The 17659-nt window shown below is 41.3% G+C and carries 19 protein-coding genes; 18 read left to right on the forward strand and 1 reads right to left on the reverse strand.

The genetic code is table 11. The features are described 5' to 3' along the window. Positions 1-40: 40 nt before the first annotated feature. The 6 genes from ACN6KS_RS11485 (at position 41) to ACN6KS_RS11510 (ending at position 4182) form a co-directional block, all read left to right on the forward strand. A complete protein-coding gene (locus ACN6KS_RS11485) occupies positions 41-325 on the forward strand; it encodes a hypothetical protein (protein ID WP_440962043.1) in 285 nt (94 codons plus the stop codon). After that, a complete protein-coding gene (locus ACN6KS_RS11490) occupies positions 322-1284 on the forward strand; it encodes a phosphotransferase enzyme family protein (RefSeq protein WP_440962044.1) in 963 nt (320 codons plus the stop codon). The genes ACN6KS_RS11485 and ACN6KS_RS11490 overlap by 4 nt, the downstream gene beginning before the upstream one ends. 60 nt (positions 1285-1344) lie before the next feature. Continuing rightward, a complete protein-coding gene (locus ACN6KS_RS11495) occupies positions 1345-1830 on the forward strand; it encodes a DUF3888 domain-containing protein (RefSeq protein WP_440962045.1) in 486 nt (161 codons plus the stop codon). Between the two features lie 176 nt (positions 1831-2006). Beyond that, positions 2007-2342, forward strand: coding sequence for a hypothetical protein (locus ACN6KS_RS11500; protein WP_440962046.1), 336 nt, complete (start codon positions 2007-2009; stop codon positions 2340-2342). Continuing rightward, entirely contained in the window at positions 2343-3491 is a 1149-nt protein-coding gene (dnaN, locus tag ACN6KS_RS11505) for a DNA polymerase III subunit beta (protein WP_440962047.1), read from the forward strand. 70 nt (positions 3492-3561) lie between these two features. Further along, the gene (locus ACN6KS_RS11510; protein ID WP_440962048.1) at positions 3562-4182 is read left to right on the forward strand and encodes a hypothetical protein; all 621 of its coding nucleotides are present in this window, start codon (positions 3562-3564) and stop codon (positions 4180-4182) included. 108 nt (positions 4183-4290) lie between these two features. Here the strand turns inward: ACN6KS_RS11510 and ACN6KS_RS11515 are convergent, their stop codons facing one another. Further along, complete coding sequence (locus ACN6KS_RS11515; protein WP_440962049.1) at positions 4291-4908, reverse strand: nitroreductase family protein; 618 nt, start codon at positions 4906-4908, stop codon at positions 4291-4293. 264 nt (positions 4909-5172) lie between these two features. Here ACN6KS_RS11515 and ACN6KS_RS11520 point away from each other — a divergent pair, with 264 nt between their 5' ends. From ACN6KS_RS11520 to ACN6KS_RS11575, 12 genes are all read left to right on the forward strand, one after another. Beyond that, on the forward strand, positions 5173-6012 hold the full coding sequence (locus ACN6KS_RS11520; protein ID WP_440962393.1) for a DUF2785 domain-containing protein: 840 nt from the start codon (positions 5173-5175) through the stop codon (positions 6010-6012). Between the two features lie 223 nt (positions 6013-6235). Then, positions 6236-6679: a DUF1641 domain-containing protein gene (locus ACN6KS_RS11525; protein WP_094871310.1), complete on the forward strand. Its 444-nt coding sequence runs from the start codon at positions 6236-6238 to the stop codon at positions 6677-6679. A gap of 39 nt (positions 6680-6718) precedes the next feature. Then, positions 6719-7897, forward strand: coding sequence for an NAD(P)/FAD-dependent oxidoreductase (locus tag ACN6KS_RS11530; protein ID WP_042126690.1), 1179 nt, complete (start codon positions 6719-6721; stop codon positions 7895-7897). Between the two features lie 159 nt (positions 7898-8056). Then, positions 8057-8689, forward strand: coding sequence for an SGNH/GDSL hydrolase family protein (locus tag ACN6KS_RS11535; RefSeq protein ID WP_440962050.1), 633 nt, complete (start codon positions 8057-8059; stop codon positions 8687-8689). A gap of 364 nt (positions 8690-9053) precedes the next feature. Further along, positions 9054-9974, forward strand: a complete 921-nt coding sequence (locus ACN6KS_RS11540) for a hypothetical protein (RefSeq protein WP_280788693.1) — start codon at positions 9054-9056, stop codon at positions 9972-9974. Positions 9975-10006: 32 nt separating this feature from the next. Further along, a complete protein-coding gene (gene map, locus ACN6KS_RS11545) occupies positions 10007-10753 on the forward strand; it encodes a type I methionyl aminopeptidase (protein ID WP_280788692.1) in 747 nt (248 codons plus the stop codon). A gap of 16 nt (positions 10754-10769) precedes the next feature. Continuing rightward, the gene (locus ACN6KS_RS11550) at positions 10770-11351 is read left to right on the forward strand and encodes a DJ-1/PfpI family protein (protein ID WP_440962051.1); all 582 of its coding nucleotides are present in this window, start codon (positions 10770-10772) and stop codon (positions 11349-11351) included. Between the two features lie 26 nt (positions 11352-11377). After that, entirely contained in the window at positions 11378-12412 is a 1035-nt protein-coding gene (locus ACN6KS_RS11555; protein ID WP_440962052.1) for a phosphotransferase, read from the forward strand. Positions 12413-12465: 53 nt separating this feature from the next. Continuing rightward, positions 12466-13749: a DUF1963 domain-containing protein gene (locus tag ACN6KS_RS11560; RefSeq protein WP_440962053.1), complete on the forward strand. Its 1284-nt coding sequence runs from the start codon at positions 12466-12468 to the stop codon at positions 13747-13749. A 79-nt stretch (positions 13750-13828) separates the two neighbouring features. Then, positions 13829-15088 carry an MFS transporter gene (locus ACN6KS_RS11565; RefSeq protein ID WP_042187227.1) on the forward strand — a complete coding sequence of 420 codons (1260 nt, stop codon included), beginning with the start codon at positions 13829-13831 and terminating at the stop codon, positions 15086-15088. Continuing rightward, a complete protein-coding gene (locus tag ACN6KS_RS11570) occupies positions 15085-16389 on the forward strand; it encodes an alkaline phosphatase family protein (RefSeq protein ID WP_440962054.1) in 1305 nt (434 codons plus the stop codon). The genes ACN6KS_RS11565 and ACN6KS_RS11570 overlap by 4 nt, the downstream gene beginning before the upstream one ends. 84 nt (positions 16390-16473) lie before the next feature. Then, positions 16474-17556, forward strand: coding sequence for a nucleotidyltransferase domain-containing protein (locus ACN6KS_RS11575; protein ID WP_440962055.1), 1083 nt, complete (start codon positions 16474-16476; stop codon positions 17554-17556). Positions 17557-17659 lie beyond the last annotated feature (103 nt).

The raw sequence follows: 17659 nt of genomic DNA on the forward strand, positions 1-17659 counted from the left end.
TATTTTCATTTTAAGTAATCATAGAAGGGATGAATTATTCATGATGGATGAAGGTGTAGTTCAAGTGCTCGAATTACCGGAGATGAAGCTAATAGGCTTGAGTATTACTTCTTCTTTTGTAGGACACGAGACGGAAAGAGTAGAAGCGATGAAGCGAGAGCAGTATGTTTATGTAAAATCCAAAGGTGATCCCTATGAGGTTCTTCATAGTTATGTAAGGGAAAACGATTTGCAAAGTAATGATCGTGCACTGGCGATTGAAGTTTATCAGTTTGCTAATCCTACATGGCCTGATGAGGTTGATGTGTACATTCCATTGCGATGAGAAATAATTATAAGCAAGCAGCTTTAATGGCGCTCCAGCACTTTGACCTCGATTGGACACAGATTCGTTTCAACCAACGATCGGACACTTGCACTTTTGTAATAGAGACCAATAAAGAGGGGACTTTTTTGCTGCGTCTTCACTCGGGGAGATCTAAAGAGGAAATTAACTCTGAAATCGCTTGGCTGGAGCTTTTGACGAGCAAAATGGATGTCCCCCTGCCGAAAGGGGTTCATGATCGAACAGGTTCTGTTACGTTCAAAGTGGAGCAAGGTAATGGGGATGGTATATATGCATCGTTAATGCGCTGGGTTGAAGGTGAATATGCGAACGAAAGACTTACCGAAGAACAAATTTACAAAGAAGGCGTTTTATTAGCCGAGTTACATAAAGCGGCACAGGAGCTTGAGTTACCTCCAGGTTTTAATCGTCCCGTGTGGGATGAACATAGCTTTAGAAAAGCAATGCTCCGATTCAAGCTGCACTACCATAGTTTTCTTTCGGATGATGAGTTCGTTCTGTATCAGTCTGCGGCTGAGAAATTATACGGCTGGTTAAGCAAGCAGCACAAAAATAAGAACAGAAGGACATATGGGGTTATCCATGGTGATTTACATCAAGGGAACATCATATTTAAAGAGGGTGAACCTCGACCGATTGATTTCGGAAGATGTGGCTGGGGATATTATCTTTATGATGTGGCACATACCATTCTAGGGCTGTATCCTTTACAAAGAGAACTGGTCATTAAGGGTTACGAAAGTGTGGCCAAGCTTGATGGGGAGTGGTTTCAGACTTTAGAGAATTTTATGGTCATGGTTATGATCGAAAATTATTGCCATCACGCACCCGACCCTAGAGAAACCGAGGGACTGAAAGCAGAACAGCCTTATGCGCAAGCGATTCTAACGAATTATCTTAGGGGAGCTTCCTTCCTTTTTAACACCATTGAGATTTAGCGTATAAAAATAGGGCCTCATTGGGGAATTTATTAAAAGTTCCCTAAGGAGGCTGTTTTGATGAAAAAAAACTGGATTGCTCCTCTTCTTATCGCAGTGATCTTCTTGCTGGGGCAACAACCTTGCTCCGCTAATAGGTTTGTTCAACCGCCAGCCGAGGCTCCGTCCAGATCTGATTCGGAACCGAAGCTTACAGATCAGGATTCCCGCGAGCTCATGTATAAAGACACAATGATGCTCTTTCTTTTACCTTATATTGAGAAAAAAATCGCTGAGATTTATGCGCCACTTCTAACGATAACTCCGACTGTCTATCCTTATTTAGTGGACGTTACTGATATGAAGCGAGTGAATGGATTTCGTGGATTTGATTTCTTAGTTACACTTAACATACATCCTACAGTGGGGCCGCATCTCTCCGTTGGAGAGGATACTATGACCTTTAGAATCACTTCTGGTCCAAAGGTGAAGTTAGAATCATTCAAGCATTTGAGAGATCCGCGAAAGTCAGACCTTACCCCAAATTATCAGAATATCTTGAGGTAGTGCGGTAATTAACTCTTACAGTCACAATTTCGAACGCTTACCCAGCTAACCACACTCCGATCTATGGGGTGTTTTTTTGTTTCTAGAGCGGTGGTGGATTATTGCCATGTATGGTATTATGAAAATAGTAGTTATATTGATTTTAGTTACTAAAATCAAAATGTGAGGTGTAAGGATTGAGTGATCATAAATTCGAAGACGAACACAGCGATGAAATTTTAAGTGAATTCAATTCTAAAATCACAAGCGATATCACAAGTAGCTCTAAGGATAAAGTTAAGGTAGGCTTAGCTACTAAAGACGGGCAGTTAGGGTTTCTTTTTACAAGGGGAGGTCTTCGGGAAGGGGCTGGCAGAAAAAGCACCGGTATAACTAAAAAGGTCTCTTTGACGCTTCCAGAAAACATTTGGCAGGAGATTGAGCAGGCTTGTGAGGAACAGAACGTATCTCGCTCACAGGTATTTCGGAACATTATTGAGGCGCATTTTGCAAAGGAATCTAAGGAGAGTTAGGTGAAATCTTTGCTAATCCATGTGTCAAAAGATTCTTTCAGCACTGCACTACAAGCAGTCTTAAAAGCTATATCCGCGAATAGTTCCTCCCGTGTTCTTACCGGAATACATATTCAGGCGCAAGCGGAGGGTCTGACTTTAACAGCCAGCAATATAAGAATGACCATTGAATATAAGCTTCCTGTGAAGATAGATTCGATGATTGTACACAAATCAGGTGAGATCGTAGTGCCCGCACGTTATTTTTATGAGATCATCCGCAAGCTTGACCCTGGATTAATTAGCCTGGAAATCGCAGAGACATTGATTCTAAATATCCAATCGGGCAATACCCAGTTTCGCTTATGCGGGATGGACACTGCAGAATTTCCAAGAATCCATTACATGGATCATCCAAACATCCAAAAGATACGCATGAAGAACACACTTTTGAAGCGAATATTTAAACATGTGGTTTTTGCGGTTTCTTCGTTGGAAACTAGACCTGTACTCACAGGTGTTTCACTTCAAATAGATAATCACAATATTCGCGTAGTCGCCACTGATGGCATCCGCCTTGCTCAGCATGTTGTTGAAAACGTAGAAGATTACGAAGCAAGTCCTTTAAATGTCATTATACCGGGCAGCACTATTCAGGATCTTTTAAAAATGATAAACGATAATGAGGGCAGCAGCACCCAAATCGAGATAGGTCAGAAACAAATCAGATTTATTTCTGATGGCTTGAGGGTTCAGTCTGCGCTATTAGAGGGCACATATCCCTTTGTCGATCATTTAATTCCGCAGGTGTACCTCTCCGAAGTGATTGTTAATACAGAGCGATTGTTGCTTGTCGTTGAACGTATTGCTATATTGGCTGGTGAAAGTGTAACGCTCGGTGTACTTCCCTCCGGTATACTTCATTTAATATCCTGGACCGCCGACGTAGGTGAGGCAAAAGAGGAGATTCCATTGGAGTATCTAGAAGGTGAATATTTTCGAGCAGCTTTTAACGGGAAATATTTCAGAGACATCCTTCGGGTGATTGATAGTGAGACGCTTATCATAAGGTTTGCTGGAAAAGAAAGACCACTGGTGATACAGCCTGTAGACATGACTTCATCCACACTTTTTTTAATTACACCAATGAGGACGCAGGATGGAGGATAGTCATATGAGCTTGCTAAGAAGAGTTCTTTTCGTTGAAAAATATTATATTAATTACTTGGAGGGATGATCTGTGAATCTGTTTCAGATGGGATCAAAGCCGCTTGGGACCGAAAGAATCACGACATTTTTAGAGGGTAATTATGTGAGTATCGGATATCCCGGAATAGGGGATTTGGAGAACATCAGTAAAGTGGAGCTCCGCGATCGGATGATTCATACATACCAATACAGTGAGTTGGAGCTTACAGAACATTTACAAGCCATTCATCTGTTCGTACATACGATGCAGGATGGTGATTATGTGCTGGTGTGTGATGGAGATTGGGTACATCTAGGTGATCTTGGCGATTATTTTTACAATGAATTATTTGACGCGCCAGACCTCGGTACATGCCATCGACGTGGTGTAACTTGGCTGAAAAGTCTTCCTATAACCGATCTAAACGTAGAGGTAAAAGAATTTCTTAGCGATAGTGGGATAGTTAAACAGTATAAGGGGCCGATGCCTAGTACTCGTGTGGATCTGTGGATTACAGGTTCTTCTGATTCAGAGCAAGCGGTGATTAATCGAGTGCATGTGGATGAAGAGACATTATCAATGGCGCTCGATATTTTGAAGGAAGCTCTTGTTAGTGAGAGCGCCGAACGACGGGAACGAGCAGCGATTGCAATTCTTCAGTATGCTAAGTAGTGGAGAAGAGGTTTAAGCTCCTCATCCTTAGTAAAAAAAGCGTTCCGTCCGAACTTCAATATCGGATGAAACGCTTTTGTTATATCTATCGATATCTTCCTGTAACCCTTAGATAAATTCAACGAATTCATTGACCGGCTTGCGATAGCCACGTGGTCTGATTTTATGTTTCTTGTCTTTGCCAATTGTAATCAGCATAACCGGTACCATATGATCGAGTAGATTTAAAGTGGATTGAATGGCTTCCGGATCAAAGCCGATCATCGGGCAGGTATCCCAGCCTTTATCTTTGGCAATCAGCATAAAGTGCATGGCAGACAGGGAGGCATTTCGTATCGCTTCATCTCTTTGAAAAGCATCCTTTCCTGCGTAAGCATTGTTAATCGTTTCAATCTCTGCATCATAATCCTCTGGGCTCATCGCCCCTAAAGCTTTAAGTCCACCGTAGATTTCTGGAGCTTTCAAATAAGCATGTTTATCTCCGAGTACTACAATTACCGCTGAGGCGGAATGTATTTTATATTGACCGTAAGCCGCCTTACGAATCTCCTCTTTTAAATTCTCATCAGAAACCACTTTGTAATTGGTATGTTGAAGATTATAAGCCGATGGTGCCAATCTAGCGTAAGAGAACATTTCCTCTAATTCATTCTGAGGGATCTTCACCCCTTCAACAAAATTCATAGCAGACCTACGGGATTCAATTAAATCTGTAAAAGTGCTCATGAGTTATTCCTCCATATGTGTATGTATTTGCTTGTTAATTATAAATAGGTGATATTTATAAATGAACTAACTATTAGTTACTAACTAAAAATAGCACAGTTAATTATATTCGTCAATGATTAAATTCATTTCATTTACATTCAGCTATCGAAGTACTTTGGAGTGTCGAAGAATAAATACTACGTTGTAAAATATTGGGATGTAAATTAGGATATTAGGATATGAAAAATTTAAATTGCTTTTATTAATGAAAGGGTGGGAATGTTGAACGATACTAGAGCGCAGTTGATAATAGACCTGCAAAGAATTGAAGAGAACGATTACGAGCTTAGAAGTGGGGAGCAATTAAGGGATTATGTGAAATTGATGCTTGAGTACATAGGAGATCCACAGCCGAAGCTAAGAGATGACTTGATCTATTCCACCTTCTACAAATGGATTAACGAGAAACAATGGTTTAGTGATGCGGAGCTTCGTGAGCTGCTCCTGATTCTTCTTGATGAGCAGCATTTGTTCTATCACATTGGCAGTAAGGACGATCCGGCTGTGTTCACCAGAACATTTTCTGTACTGGTCGTTGCGCTTATTCTTCAGCGGCATAGGGAACAGGGGTTGTTAGATAGCGCTGCGTTTACAAATGTGAAGGAATCCTTAATTAGATATTATGAGGAAGAACAGGATTTACGAGGATTTACACCTGTAGCAGGCTGGGCACACGCTGCGGCCCATGGCGCAGATGCTTTGGATGAACTGGTACTGTGCTCAGAGAGTGATGCAACGATCCGGGAAGAGGTTCTGGCAGTCATCCAAAGGATGCTTTACAACGATCAGTACATATTTAGCGACGAAGAGGATGAACGGATCGCTACGATTGTAGCTACAATGATAGATCATCATTTACTTGCAGAGCTGTCTATAGTGGATTGGATCGGAAGTTTGGAGCAATGCGGAGGGTGGCCGCGAAGTCGTAACAAGTATGTGGCTCGTGTGAATACAAAGAATTTCCTTCGTTCACTTTATTTTAGGTTGCTTCCGAAGAAGAATCCGGATTTGGTATCCGTTATATTGAAGGCGGAAATGAATTTGAATGAATTTACTGAATAAGCATTTACTCAATAAGCATTTACTCAATCAAATGTGTATAAATGATATCAAGAATTTTAACTATCCCGTTTTAATGTAATAAAAATCACAAAACTTTAGAGAAATTCAAAAACTTTGTGACATTTATAACTTGATAAGTGCTATAATAGAAATATGGCGTCACAAGTTATTATTTTTTTATTACTACTAAGCAGCAAAGCTTATTTGCAGAGGAGATTCGGATATGTCAGAAACAATCACTCAAACAACCCCTGAACAAGAATCACCAAAATTAGCTGTCACTCAAGAACAAATGAATGTTTTGGAGCAGCTATTGAAACCTGAAGTTCAGGAATCGTTAACGGTTCTAGTGGAACAGTTGCCAAAATTAACAGAGCTTGCCGGCGTGCTCACAAAGTCATATGACTTTGTTCAAACTGTCGCTGCGGATGAAGTCTTGAAAAGTGATACGGTAAGTGCAATTAAAGAACTTGCTGAACCTGTGGTGCATTCGGCGAAGAATATGGCAGCTACAGTGATCGAAGCGCAAGATCGTGCGAATGAAAGCAAAGAAGTGATCGGTGTATTTGGTCTAATGAAGATGCTTAAAGATCCACAAGCACAGAAGCTTTTCCGTTTTGTAAATGCTTATCTTCAAGTCGCCGGCGAACGCAGTCAGCAGAAATAATATTTTTTATATCTCATTCGTAAGGACGGAGGAAACATCATGTCTAAACATATTGTCATTCTAGGAGCAGGTTATGGTGGTCTACTAAGCGCCTTAACTGTACGCAAGTACCTGAAGAAAGACGAAGCTAAAATTACAGTCGTTAACCAATATCCTACACATCAAATTATTACAGAATTACATCGTCTTGCAGCGGGTAGTGTTGCAGAGGGTGCTGTTGCTATGCCACTGGCTAAGCTTTTTGCCGGCAAAGATATCGACCTGAAAATCGCAAAGGTTAACTCTTTTTCTGTTGAGAACAAACAAATTACACTATCTGATGGTGTGACATTGTCCTATGATGCTCTAGTTGTGGGTCTTGGAAGCACTACGGCTTATTTCGGCATTCCAGGTCTTGAGCAATACAGTATGGTATTGAAATCGGCAGCGGATGCTAACAGAATTCATCGTCATATTGATGAGCGTATCCGTGAATATGCGAAGTCTAAGAATCCAGCAGATGCAAGCATCCTAATCGGCGGCGGTGGCTTAACAGGTGTTGAACTTGTTGGTGAAATCGCTGATGTGTTGCCAACACTCACTAAGAAATATGGCGTAGATCCTAAAGAAATTAAACTGATGCTCGTTGAAGCAGGTCCTAAGATTCTTCCAGTATTGCCAGATGCACTGATCGAACGTGCAGTGGCTAGCTTAGAAAAACGTGGTGTTCAATTCTTGACAGGTCTACCTGTTACGAATGTAGCGGATAATGTCATTGACTTGAAAGATGGTCAAAAAATTGTTGCTAACACCTTCGTATGGACTGGCGGCGTACAAGGAAATCCACTGATTGGTGAATCCGGTCTTGAAGTGAACCGTGGTCGTGCAACGGTAAATGAATTCTTGCAATCCACATCTCACAAGGATGTATTCGTTGCTGGCGACAGCGCTGTTGTCTTTGCCGAAGATGGTCGTCCATATCCACCAACTGCACAAATCGCTTGGCAAATGGGTGAATTGATCGGGTACAATCTTTATGCATACTTGAAGGATAAATCATTTGAATCCTTTAGTCCGATCAACTCAGGTACGCTTGCCAGCTTGGGTCGTAAAGACGGTGTAGCCATCGTTGGTGCTAGCTCAACACCGCTAAAAGGCTTGCCTGCAACCTTGATGAAGGAAGCAAGTAATATTCGTTACTTGTCTCACATTAAAGGATTGTTTAGCTTAGCTTATTAATTGTATTATTGGAAAACCTGCTCTAAATAGAGCAGGTTTTTTTGTTGATCTCTAGTGGTTTCTACCATGAATTGTTAATGATTGTCCTGGTACGTAGTAATCATTTTTGATATACTATATTGGCTAATATTAACAGTGGAAATAGGGGAGGATTACGTGATGTTATTCCGACAAAACGATGTCATTCTGTTTCAAGGCGACAGTATAACGGATTGGGGTCGCAATTATGAAGATGCGTCATCGCTTGGTGTAGGCTATGCATTGATGATCGCCGCTCGTCTGGGGCATTTATATCCTGAAAAGAATCTTACGTTTTATAATCGTGGAATTAGCGGAAACCGTGCAGTAGATTTGCAGGAACGCTGGGAGAAGGATTGCCTGAATCTGAAGCCGACTTGGGTATCCTTATATATTGGGATTAACGACACTTGGCGCCGCTTTGATTCTGGTCAGGAAACAACGCCTGAACAATTTGAAGCTGCGTATCGTGACCTGATCGAACGCACGCAGCATTCGCTGGCTGCTAAATTAGTCTTAATCGAGCCATTCGTGTTGCCTGTCCCAGAAGATCGTAAAACCTGGCGCCAGGATCTGGACCCTAAAATTCACATTGTTCGTGAACTGGCACGTGAATATGGTGCACCCCTTGTACCGCTGGATGGCCTGTTTGCTGCGGCATCCGTGAAAGCAGAACCTGCTTATTGGGCTCCGGATGGAGTACATCCATCACCTGCGGGTCATGCGCTTATTGCAGAGGCTTGGCTTAAGACGGTAGGCGCAATTCAAGCTTAATCGTCTGATCGTATCACTACATATTTACTTGATTCTATAAGACTAGAACCACTCATTAAAGGAGCAGGTTATAGTCTTTTTTTTAAAATATAAGAATTTATATGTTCCATGTTATAAATTATCCTTATATTTCTCGCATAAACACTTGTCGCCCCTATAGGGATGCGAAAGCGTTTATGCTTGTAACGGTTCGGAAAGCCGATTTCTTTATATTTATGGACGCTGTTATAATTGGATTATGTTTCTTTTCTTGGAGGCGGTCCGCATTAGGCATTTACTGTGTGTTGTATCATTGGTAGTGGTTACGTTGTTAAGTGGATGTAAGAATGATGTGGGCTTCATCAATGCCAGGTGGATCACCGGAGTGTCATTAACCTCAGTAACAACCAGTGATCAGAATCAAGCTGACCAATCAGAATATTCTGAGACCCTGATGCTGAAGGACTCCACTCTGATTAAGACACTTGCGGAAGCTATGAACAAGAGCAATAAATTGTTGGGAGAGCTGGATTGGGCTCCTGAATTTAAAATGAAGCTTGTTTACGGTGATGGCTACTCGAAGGAGTATTACATAGCAATAGGTGATGAACCCGGCTATAGAGGAGTATTTACTACAGCCGAGAATGGTGGTCAGGGCTACTCTATTCCGGTGAAGAATTCGGACCAATTAAGGAAACTCATTTTTGGGGCAGCAGATAAGGCGAACATTGAACAGACGGAGTCGTTGGAGTCATCGGTCAAGGTTAAAGGGCCAGTAACAATATCACATAATGACCTCTCTTCGGTCACTACTAGAGCCGAATTCTTGGATCTGCAGCTTTTAGATGGAACCTACAGTGAGAATTGGACAACACCAGGTCCGTTGATGGGAAGAAATTGGAGTGGCCGATTTGGGCTTGCGCTTATCGATGATCAAGGAAGAACTTTGTATCGTTTTCCGCTCAGCGAACATTTTGAGGACCCCTTAATATTTAATGATTTTTTTCAAATTCAGTTTGAGGATTATAATGGCGACGGCGATCCGGATTTTACGATTGGTCAGTACGGATCCAGTAACGGTTACTTCTATAAGCTGTTTACGCTTAGGAAAAATAACAGTATAGAGGAATTAGAGACCAAACCAGACTCTGATTTGTTTATCAGCAGTCCTAAGGGATATTCGATAAAGCTTGATAAAGTGGATGATCATAGCTTCAAGAGAAGTTATTACGATAATGTAGCGGGTAAACAGATGGAAGATATTTTTCAGTGGAATGGAAGTGCATTTCAGAAGTTAGACAAGTGATTCATACCAGAAGTGAGAGGAATGTGTGATAGATGACGAGTGATACCATACAAGATTTAGAAGGGCTAAAAGCCATAGGGAAAGTAGTAGGACATACCATCGCCGAGATGAAAAAGAAAGTAACTCCAGGTATGACAACAGCGGAGCTTGATAGCATTGGAGCTAAAATTCTAGCGGAATTCGGAGCATCTTCAGCCCCGATGAAAACGTATAATTTTCCAGGCAGCACCTGCATCAGTGTGAATGAAGAGGTTGCACATGGGATTCCTGGTCCTAGAGTGATTAATGCTGGTGATTTGATCAATATAGATGTATCTGCTGAGCTAAATGGATATTATGGGGATGCCGGAGTTTCTTTTCAATTACCACCTTATAATGATGACATACTTCGTCTATGCCAGAGTGCAGAGGAAACTATGATGAGCGTGATCAATCATCTGAGAGCAGGGATGAAGGTCAATGAGATTGGCAGAATGATGGAACTCGAAGCTCGGAAACGCGGCTATAGAGTGGTACGTAATCTGTGCAGCCACGGGATTGGCAAATCACTCCATGAGAAGCCTTTTGAAATCTTACCATTCTACAATCCAAGAGTGACTACAGTATTAAAAGAGGGACAGGTGATTACGGTTGAACCCTTTCTCTCAACTGGAGCAGATTACGTGGAGCAGCAGTCGGATGGATGGACACTAAGTGTTGTAGACAATGGCCGGGTAGCACAGTTTGAACATACGATTATTGTGACTAAAGGTGAGCCTATCATCCTAACCAAACCATAAAGAGGAGAGTGCGAAATTGAAAATCGCCTTTATACTTTTTGACGGGATTACGTTCTTAGATTTTGCGGGGTTCTATGATGTGATTTATCGATTGGGGCAATTTGAAATCGGCAAAAATTTGTCTTGGGATATATGTGCAGCGTCGGAGGAAGTGACGGATGAGTTAGGTTTCACAGTTAAAGCTGGAAAAGTGCTGCCAGTGCTTTCGGAGTATGACATGGTATTTGTACCTGGAGGAATGGGGACACGTAAACTCCAGTATGATGAAGCTTTTGTATCGTGGATTGCAGGTGCTCACAATGTTCCTTATAAGGTATCCGTCTGCACCGGCTCACTGCTGCTTGGGGCTGCGGGGTTACTAGAAGGTAAAAAAGCTACTACCCATCCATCTGCCTATGAATTACTAAAGCCTTATTGTGAAGAAGTTGTGGAGACCCGTATTGTGCATGATGGTAATGTGATTACAGGTGGTGGAGTTTCCACTTCCATTGATCTGGGGTTATATCTGATTTCACACTTGGCTGGAGAAGCAGCAATGATTTCGGTAAAAAAGCAGATTGATTATCCATACGAGATGCAGGGGATTGTTCGAATCTAAAGGTAAATACCGGAGGGAAAGTATAGATGAATTTGGAATCTGATATGATCATAATCGCTCAAGGTTTAGCTGAAGTACTTCAACGCGGAAAGGTTTGTCATATAGAGCAAGGGTTAATGACAGAAGCTGAACGTGGCGAGTCGGGTGCAGAGGTACGTCGTTTAGAGATAACCTATGACAATGGTAAAAAGGAAAATGTGATATTTAAAGAAGCGGCTCTAAAAGAACGCATGACGATGAAAACGTTAACTGATCAGGGACATCGGAACACACCCGCATCTTTTTCACTGGATATAGCAACAAATGAGCCAAGATGGATGGCGATAGAAGATGTGGGAAGTGTTAAATCTCCTCCTTCTGGTACAGATTGGTCGTCAAGGGTTACGGAAGCATTAGCAAGAATCCATGCTCGTAATATGGGTAGAGGTTCTGAGATGCCGTGGCTCCCCCATGCGGATCGTCAGTATTGGGAGAATTATTTAGTTACTCAAGTGTCTGTGGATCATTTTGAAGATCTTATGGAGCAAAACCCCGAATTTCACAAGGAATTTGGCGCGTATCTGCCATCATTACGTGAAAAAGCTAATGCTTTTGCGCGTGATATGGCAGCTATGTACGATGAGAAGGAAAGCCTGACGCTTACGCATGGAGATTTGCAGACGGTAGATGGTTCCCACATTCATTATCATCATGGAAACGCTTATATTATTGATTTCGGATGGTGCTATTACGCGCCATTTTATATTGACCTCGCAAGTTATTTTAACTTTGAGGATACCAACCATTATTACAAAGAATTAATAGCAAACAGTATTTCTCTTAAGTATGATGATTTTTATGAAAGATTGAGAGCGGCGTTTCGTTACTCTGGTTTGATATATCTATGTCCGAGTATTAGACAATGGTCTCTCGGGCCAACTGAATTAACAGGTAAACGTCTGCTTCAGATGTTGAAGATTGTGCTTACAGGTGAATTTCCTGAACGTAGGATTGATTACTCAAGTAGGCTTTTCGCAAAGCTACTCAAGGAGCATAAGAACGGTACACTACATAAGCTTTAGATTGTTTTGTCCACAACAGGCCAGCAGAAAAAATACAAAACAGGAGGGGTACGATGAGCGAGCGACTGCCCTGCCAAACCGCAGATTGTAAGGCAAGTATTCTTCCTGCAACTGCTTTAAAAACAGGTGGGATTTGCATGCCATGTCATCAGAGGAAGATTGCTCTGGAGAAACAGGCGTTTATTGAACAGAATCGAAAAGATGTTGATTTGTATGCAGGCGTGAATGATCCGGTTGAAATTCTTAAAATCATGCATAAACCGCGGAAGTACAATCCGCTTGAACACGAAATCCCCTTCCACAAAACCGCGCAAGAATTGTATCATAAGCTGACTGGAAGCGAACGGGAGCGATTGGAGACTTACGCGATTGCATTGCTGGAAGAAGATGATTTTGACCAGGCTGAAACCATTCTGCTGTCGCTTGCATGTTTTTCAAGTGCGCATATTGAGCGGGGGCTGGAGGCCTTTTTTCGCAAAGGGAAGTATTATCCTGGCATTCTCTATAAGGATGCAGGTCAGGATATCCGCGATAAGCTCATTCATCAATTGGAGTTCGATTCAGCTAACCGTAATCACTTGCTGCTTGCTCTCGCCTGGATTGGCGATGAAGTGGTTGTTCGGTTATTCGAGATATGGCGGCAGCATCCGCCTAGATGGGCATCGGAGTTTAATGTGTCTCCGGAAACCTATGCCCATGAAGCAGGGTGGGAGTTAGATTTCGATGGCGGGAAACGGCTGCTTTTTTACCCCGAGAGTTATCATTTTAAAGTATGCGGTGAAGGAAAAGAAGGGATAGATCGAGCTCCTTTGACGGTAACGGCATTGCAAGCAGGTGAACAATCCTGCCCTTGGTGTGGCAGTAAATTGACAGTCCTATTTGATTACAACTTGCAGAACCCGCTTTTTCAATTTATGAAGCTGTCTGGTCAACGGTTAAGGATTGCAGCTTGTATACACTGTAATTGTTATGGCACCGTGTTTATGAATGTAGATCTTGATGGCAGGTACTCGTGGAGTGAATATAATGCCGTTCCTGATTTTTTGCCTGAAAATGAAGATATGGAGCAATTCTCATGGCATGTCATGCAGCTATCAGAACGTCAGATGGGAGCCTATGATAATGCGTATTGGATGCTAGAGGCGCCTGCGTCGAAGATAGGAGGACATCCGACCTGGATTCAGGATGCAGAATATCCTGAGTGCCCTTGCTGTTCGGTGACGATGAAGTTTATTGCGCAAATGGACATGGAACAGGCCGAGGACAGCGAGGGGATTTATTATGCATTTTTGTGTGAGGCTTGTCTGAAGGTAGCGGTGAATTACCAGCAGTCATAAGTAGTTTTACATGCATTTAACATGCCACATATGCTTAAGTGATATAACAGAAGGAACTAGGTGAAAAGGTGGCTGTTAGATGAAACTAAGTAAAGAGGAAAAATCATGGATTTTATATGACTGTGGAAATTCGGCTTATTCGATGGCGGTTACAACGGCTTTACTGCCTATTGTATTTGGGATGTTTTCGAATGTTAACAACAGCATGGATTTGGGGTATTTTAATTCCATAGCGAGTATTCTGGTGGCCATCCTTAGCCCGATTTTAGGGACGATGGCAGATTATAAGGATAAGAAAAAACGCTTCTTCATATTTTTCTCATTGATCGGCGTGATAGCTACTGCTTCGCTGGCTTTCGTTGCACCTGCGAGTGGGCAGTGGCAGTTATTGATTGTATTTTATATTTTGTCAGTCATAGGATTTGCCGGGGCCAATATTTTTTATGATTCTTTTCTGGTGGATGTAACCACGGATGAAAGGATGGATAAGGTATCCTCAAAAGGGTTTGCTTTTGGTTATATCGCCAGCGTTATTCCATTCGGTATCAGCCTACTGCTGATTCTGTTTATGGGAATGGATAAATCGATTGGCTATCAGATTGGATTTATAATCACCGCCCTTTGGTGGGGACTGCTGACCATGCCTATGATCAAGGATGTGCAGCAAAGATATTACATAGAACCTGAACCCAAACCGGTCATTAACAGCTTTAAAAGACTGGGAGACACGTTTAAAAATGTCAGACAGCATAAAGTAGTATTTGTATTCTTGATCGCCTACTTTCTCTATATTGATGGGGTAGATACGATTATTAAAATGGTAGTGCCATATGCCACATCGGTACTGGGTGCGGATGCTTTTGATACCTTTACTTTACTGGGGATCTTATTAGTTATCCAGATCATCGCATTTCCGTGTGCTATCCTGTACGGTAATCTTGCCAAAAAATACTCAGCTAGAACGATGATCATCGTGGGGATTTTTACATATATCATTTCTTGTATCGCGGCTTACTTTATTACTTCAGTGTGGCATATATTTATTCTGGGAGCGCTAATTGGATCTGCCCAGGGAGGGATTCAAGCGCTTAGCAGATCTTATTATGCTAAGATTATTCCTAAGGAAAAATCCAATGAATTCTTTGGCTTTTACAATATCTTTGGCAAGTTTGCGGCGATTGTAGGTCCTGCTGTAATGTCATTAACAACTACCCTAACAGGCAACGCTAAATTTAGTATTTTAGCGATTATCCCACTATTCATTATTGGATTCTTCGTATTTATAACTTTACCAAAAGAGAAGCTTGAACAAGATGAACCGAAGGGACTTATCCTATGAAGTCAAGCAAAGAACAAACGGCAATAGCCAAGCATCTGATTGTCATCTCTTACGATGCCTTTTCAGAAGACCAATGGGAAATGGCCAGCCGTCTTCCAAACCTATCGAAATTGATTAAGAGCGGAGCGCATAGTAATCAATTAAAAAGTGTATATCCCACGCTCACTTATGTGGTACACACTACGATAGCAACCGGTGTATATCCAGATAAGCATGGTATCCACCATAATAATCCATTTCAGCCGTTTGTGAAGGAAAAGGAGCAAAACTGGTTCTGGTTCAGAAATGCGATAAAGGTGCCCTCGATTTATGATGCTGCGCGCGAGCATAACATGAGTACCGCTGGAATCCTCTGGCCGGTATCAGGGAAATCTTCAATCCAATATAATATCCCTGAAATCAGAGCCATCAACAACGAAAATCAGGCACTGAAGGTGTTAAAAAGCGGGAGCCCGTTATATTGCATTGAGATGGAGCTGAAATATGGACGGCTTCGAAAAGGGATTGAACAGCCTTATCTGGATGACTTCACGACAAAGTGTGCGATAGAAACGATTAAGCGTAAAAAGCCTAATCTTCTTATGATGCATTTGATTGATCTGGATGACGCCAAGCATGTCTACGGCACTGACAGCGATGAAGTGAAGCGGGTAATCACACGTATGGATAAGCGGTTAGGTGATATTATACAAGCAGTGGATGAAGCCGGGATAAAGGATGACACGTTTTTTTTAGTTTTGGGTGACCATGGCCAGTTCAATGTTCGGTACAAAGTGCATTTGAACAACCTTTTGCAGGAAAAAGGGTTGATCTATGAAGAGAACGGCGAAATGAAGTGGAGAGCTTACTTTCAGTGTGGGGGCGGATCCGCTTATCTGCATATTAAAGAAGATGATGAAGAAGCTGAACAATTAGCGTTAGCTGTTATTCAGGAATATATGGATGATAACGCTTCAGGTATAGAGGAAATGTATACTAGAGAGCGGCTGAATCAACTTCATGTGGGCCCATCTACTAAATATATGCTTGAAGCTAGGAGAGGCTATTGTTTCGATGAGAGTATGGATGAACCTACGATTGTTGATTTGGACAAACAAGGGATTAAATATGCTACGCATGGCTACTCTCCCGATAAAGAGGATTATAGATGCAACTTGGTGATCTCAGGGAATAAGGTGAAAAGTGATTTTCCTATAGGGGATCTGGAAATGGTAGATATAGCTCCTACGATGGCAAAGATTTTAGGGATTGATTTTAATCCTTGTGACGGAAGACCTTTAGATGAAATTTTCTTGGTATAGATTGAATATATATAAAGTCGGAATATTTACTTGAGCCATATCCATATACAATGGAATTAAATTGAATTTAGAGGTGAATTGGATATGGATGCTGGTATTAGACAAAAAATTTTAAATAAAAATGACAGACTTATTCATATGGTTTTTGAACGTGCTAAGAGAGATTTTCCTGATGACATTGCAATCATTGGGCTTACAGGTTCTTTCAGTACCGGAGATTTCCATGAAAAAAGCGATCTTGATCTAATCATAATTAATAACACGGCCCGAGGCTGGGGGATATCTTCATGTTTTATTTTGGAGGATGTTGGATACGACATCTATTGTACGCCATGGGAAACAAGGATAGAAGATCAAGCGAATCTTGAGAGTCCGATGATTTCGTGTTTAATAGATCTAGAGCTGTTATATTGTGCGAAACCCGAATATCTGGAAAAGCTAAATTTATATAAACAGAGAGCTCTCGATGCTTTGGCAAAGCCTATAGGGAGTGAATGTATTAGTAGAGCGAAAAAGAATATAGACATAGCAAAACAAGAATATACGAATACATTACTTTCTGAAGATATCGGAGCAGTGAGGTATGCTTCGAGCGAAGTTGTATACAACTTGGTGAATGCGCTAACACATTTGAACAATACCTATTTTAAAAGGGGACTTAAGAGATATCTGGAGGAAATAGCTACGTATCTTTATGTTCCTGATGATTTTGAAAATATATATATGGCTGTGATCGATGCGAAGATAAACGTTGAAATCAGAAGTGCATCCTATAGATTTTTAGAAAGCGTCAATGATTTATATAATAAAATGTATAAGGATTTTGTGATTCAGCCTGTCCCAACCTATGATAATCTAGGTGGCACCTTTGAGGAATTATGGTGTAATTGCCGCAATAAGGTTATAGCAAGTGTGGAATTAAATGATAAATCTTATGCTTATTATGCAGCCATGGGCATACAAAATTTCCTTGATGAAATGACAGAATCAAGGGGAACAAAAAAGTTTGATATTATGCAGTATTTTGATTCAGATCATCTGCATTTATTTAAAGAGCAGTTCCTGCAGGTCATGGATGAATATCTTGAAGAATATAATAAGGTGGGAAGGAAAGTTGAACGATACGATACTTTTGAGGAATTATATAACGAATACATGAAGGTGTGATAGAGAAGATTACCAGATTACGAATTTTCGTAGTCTGGTTTTTTCATTTTTTATGGAACGATAAGATTATTTTAAGTCATATGGGTAAAATAATAGATATCAT

The organism is Paenibacillus nitricinens (genome assembly GCF_052056485.1).
GTDB classification, from domain to species: Bacteria; Bacillota; Bacilli; order Paenibacillales; family Paenibacillaceae; genus Paenibacillus_AQ; species Paenibacillus_AQ nitricinens.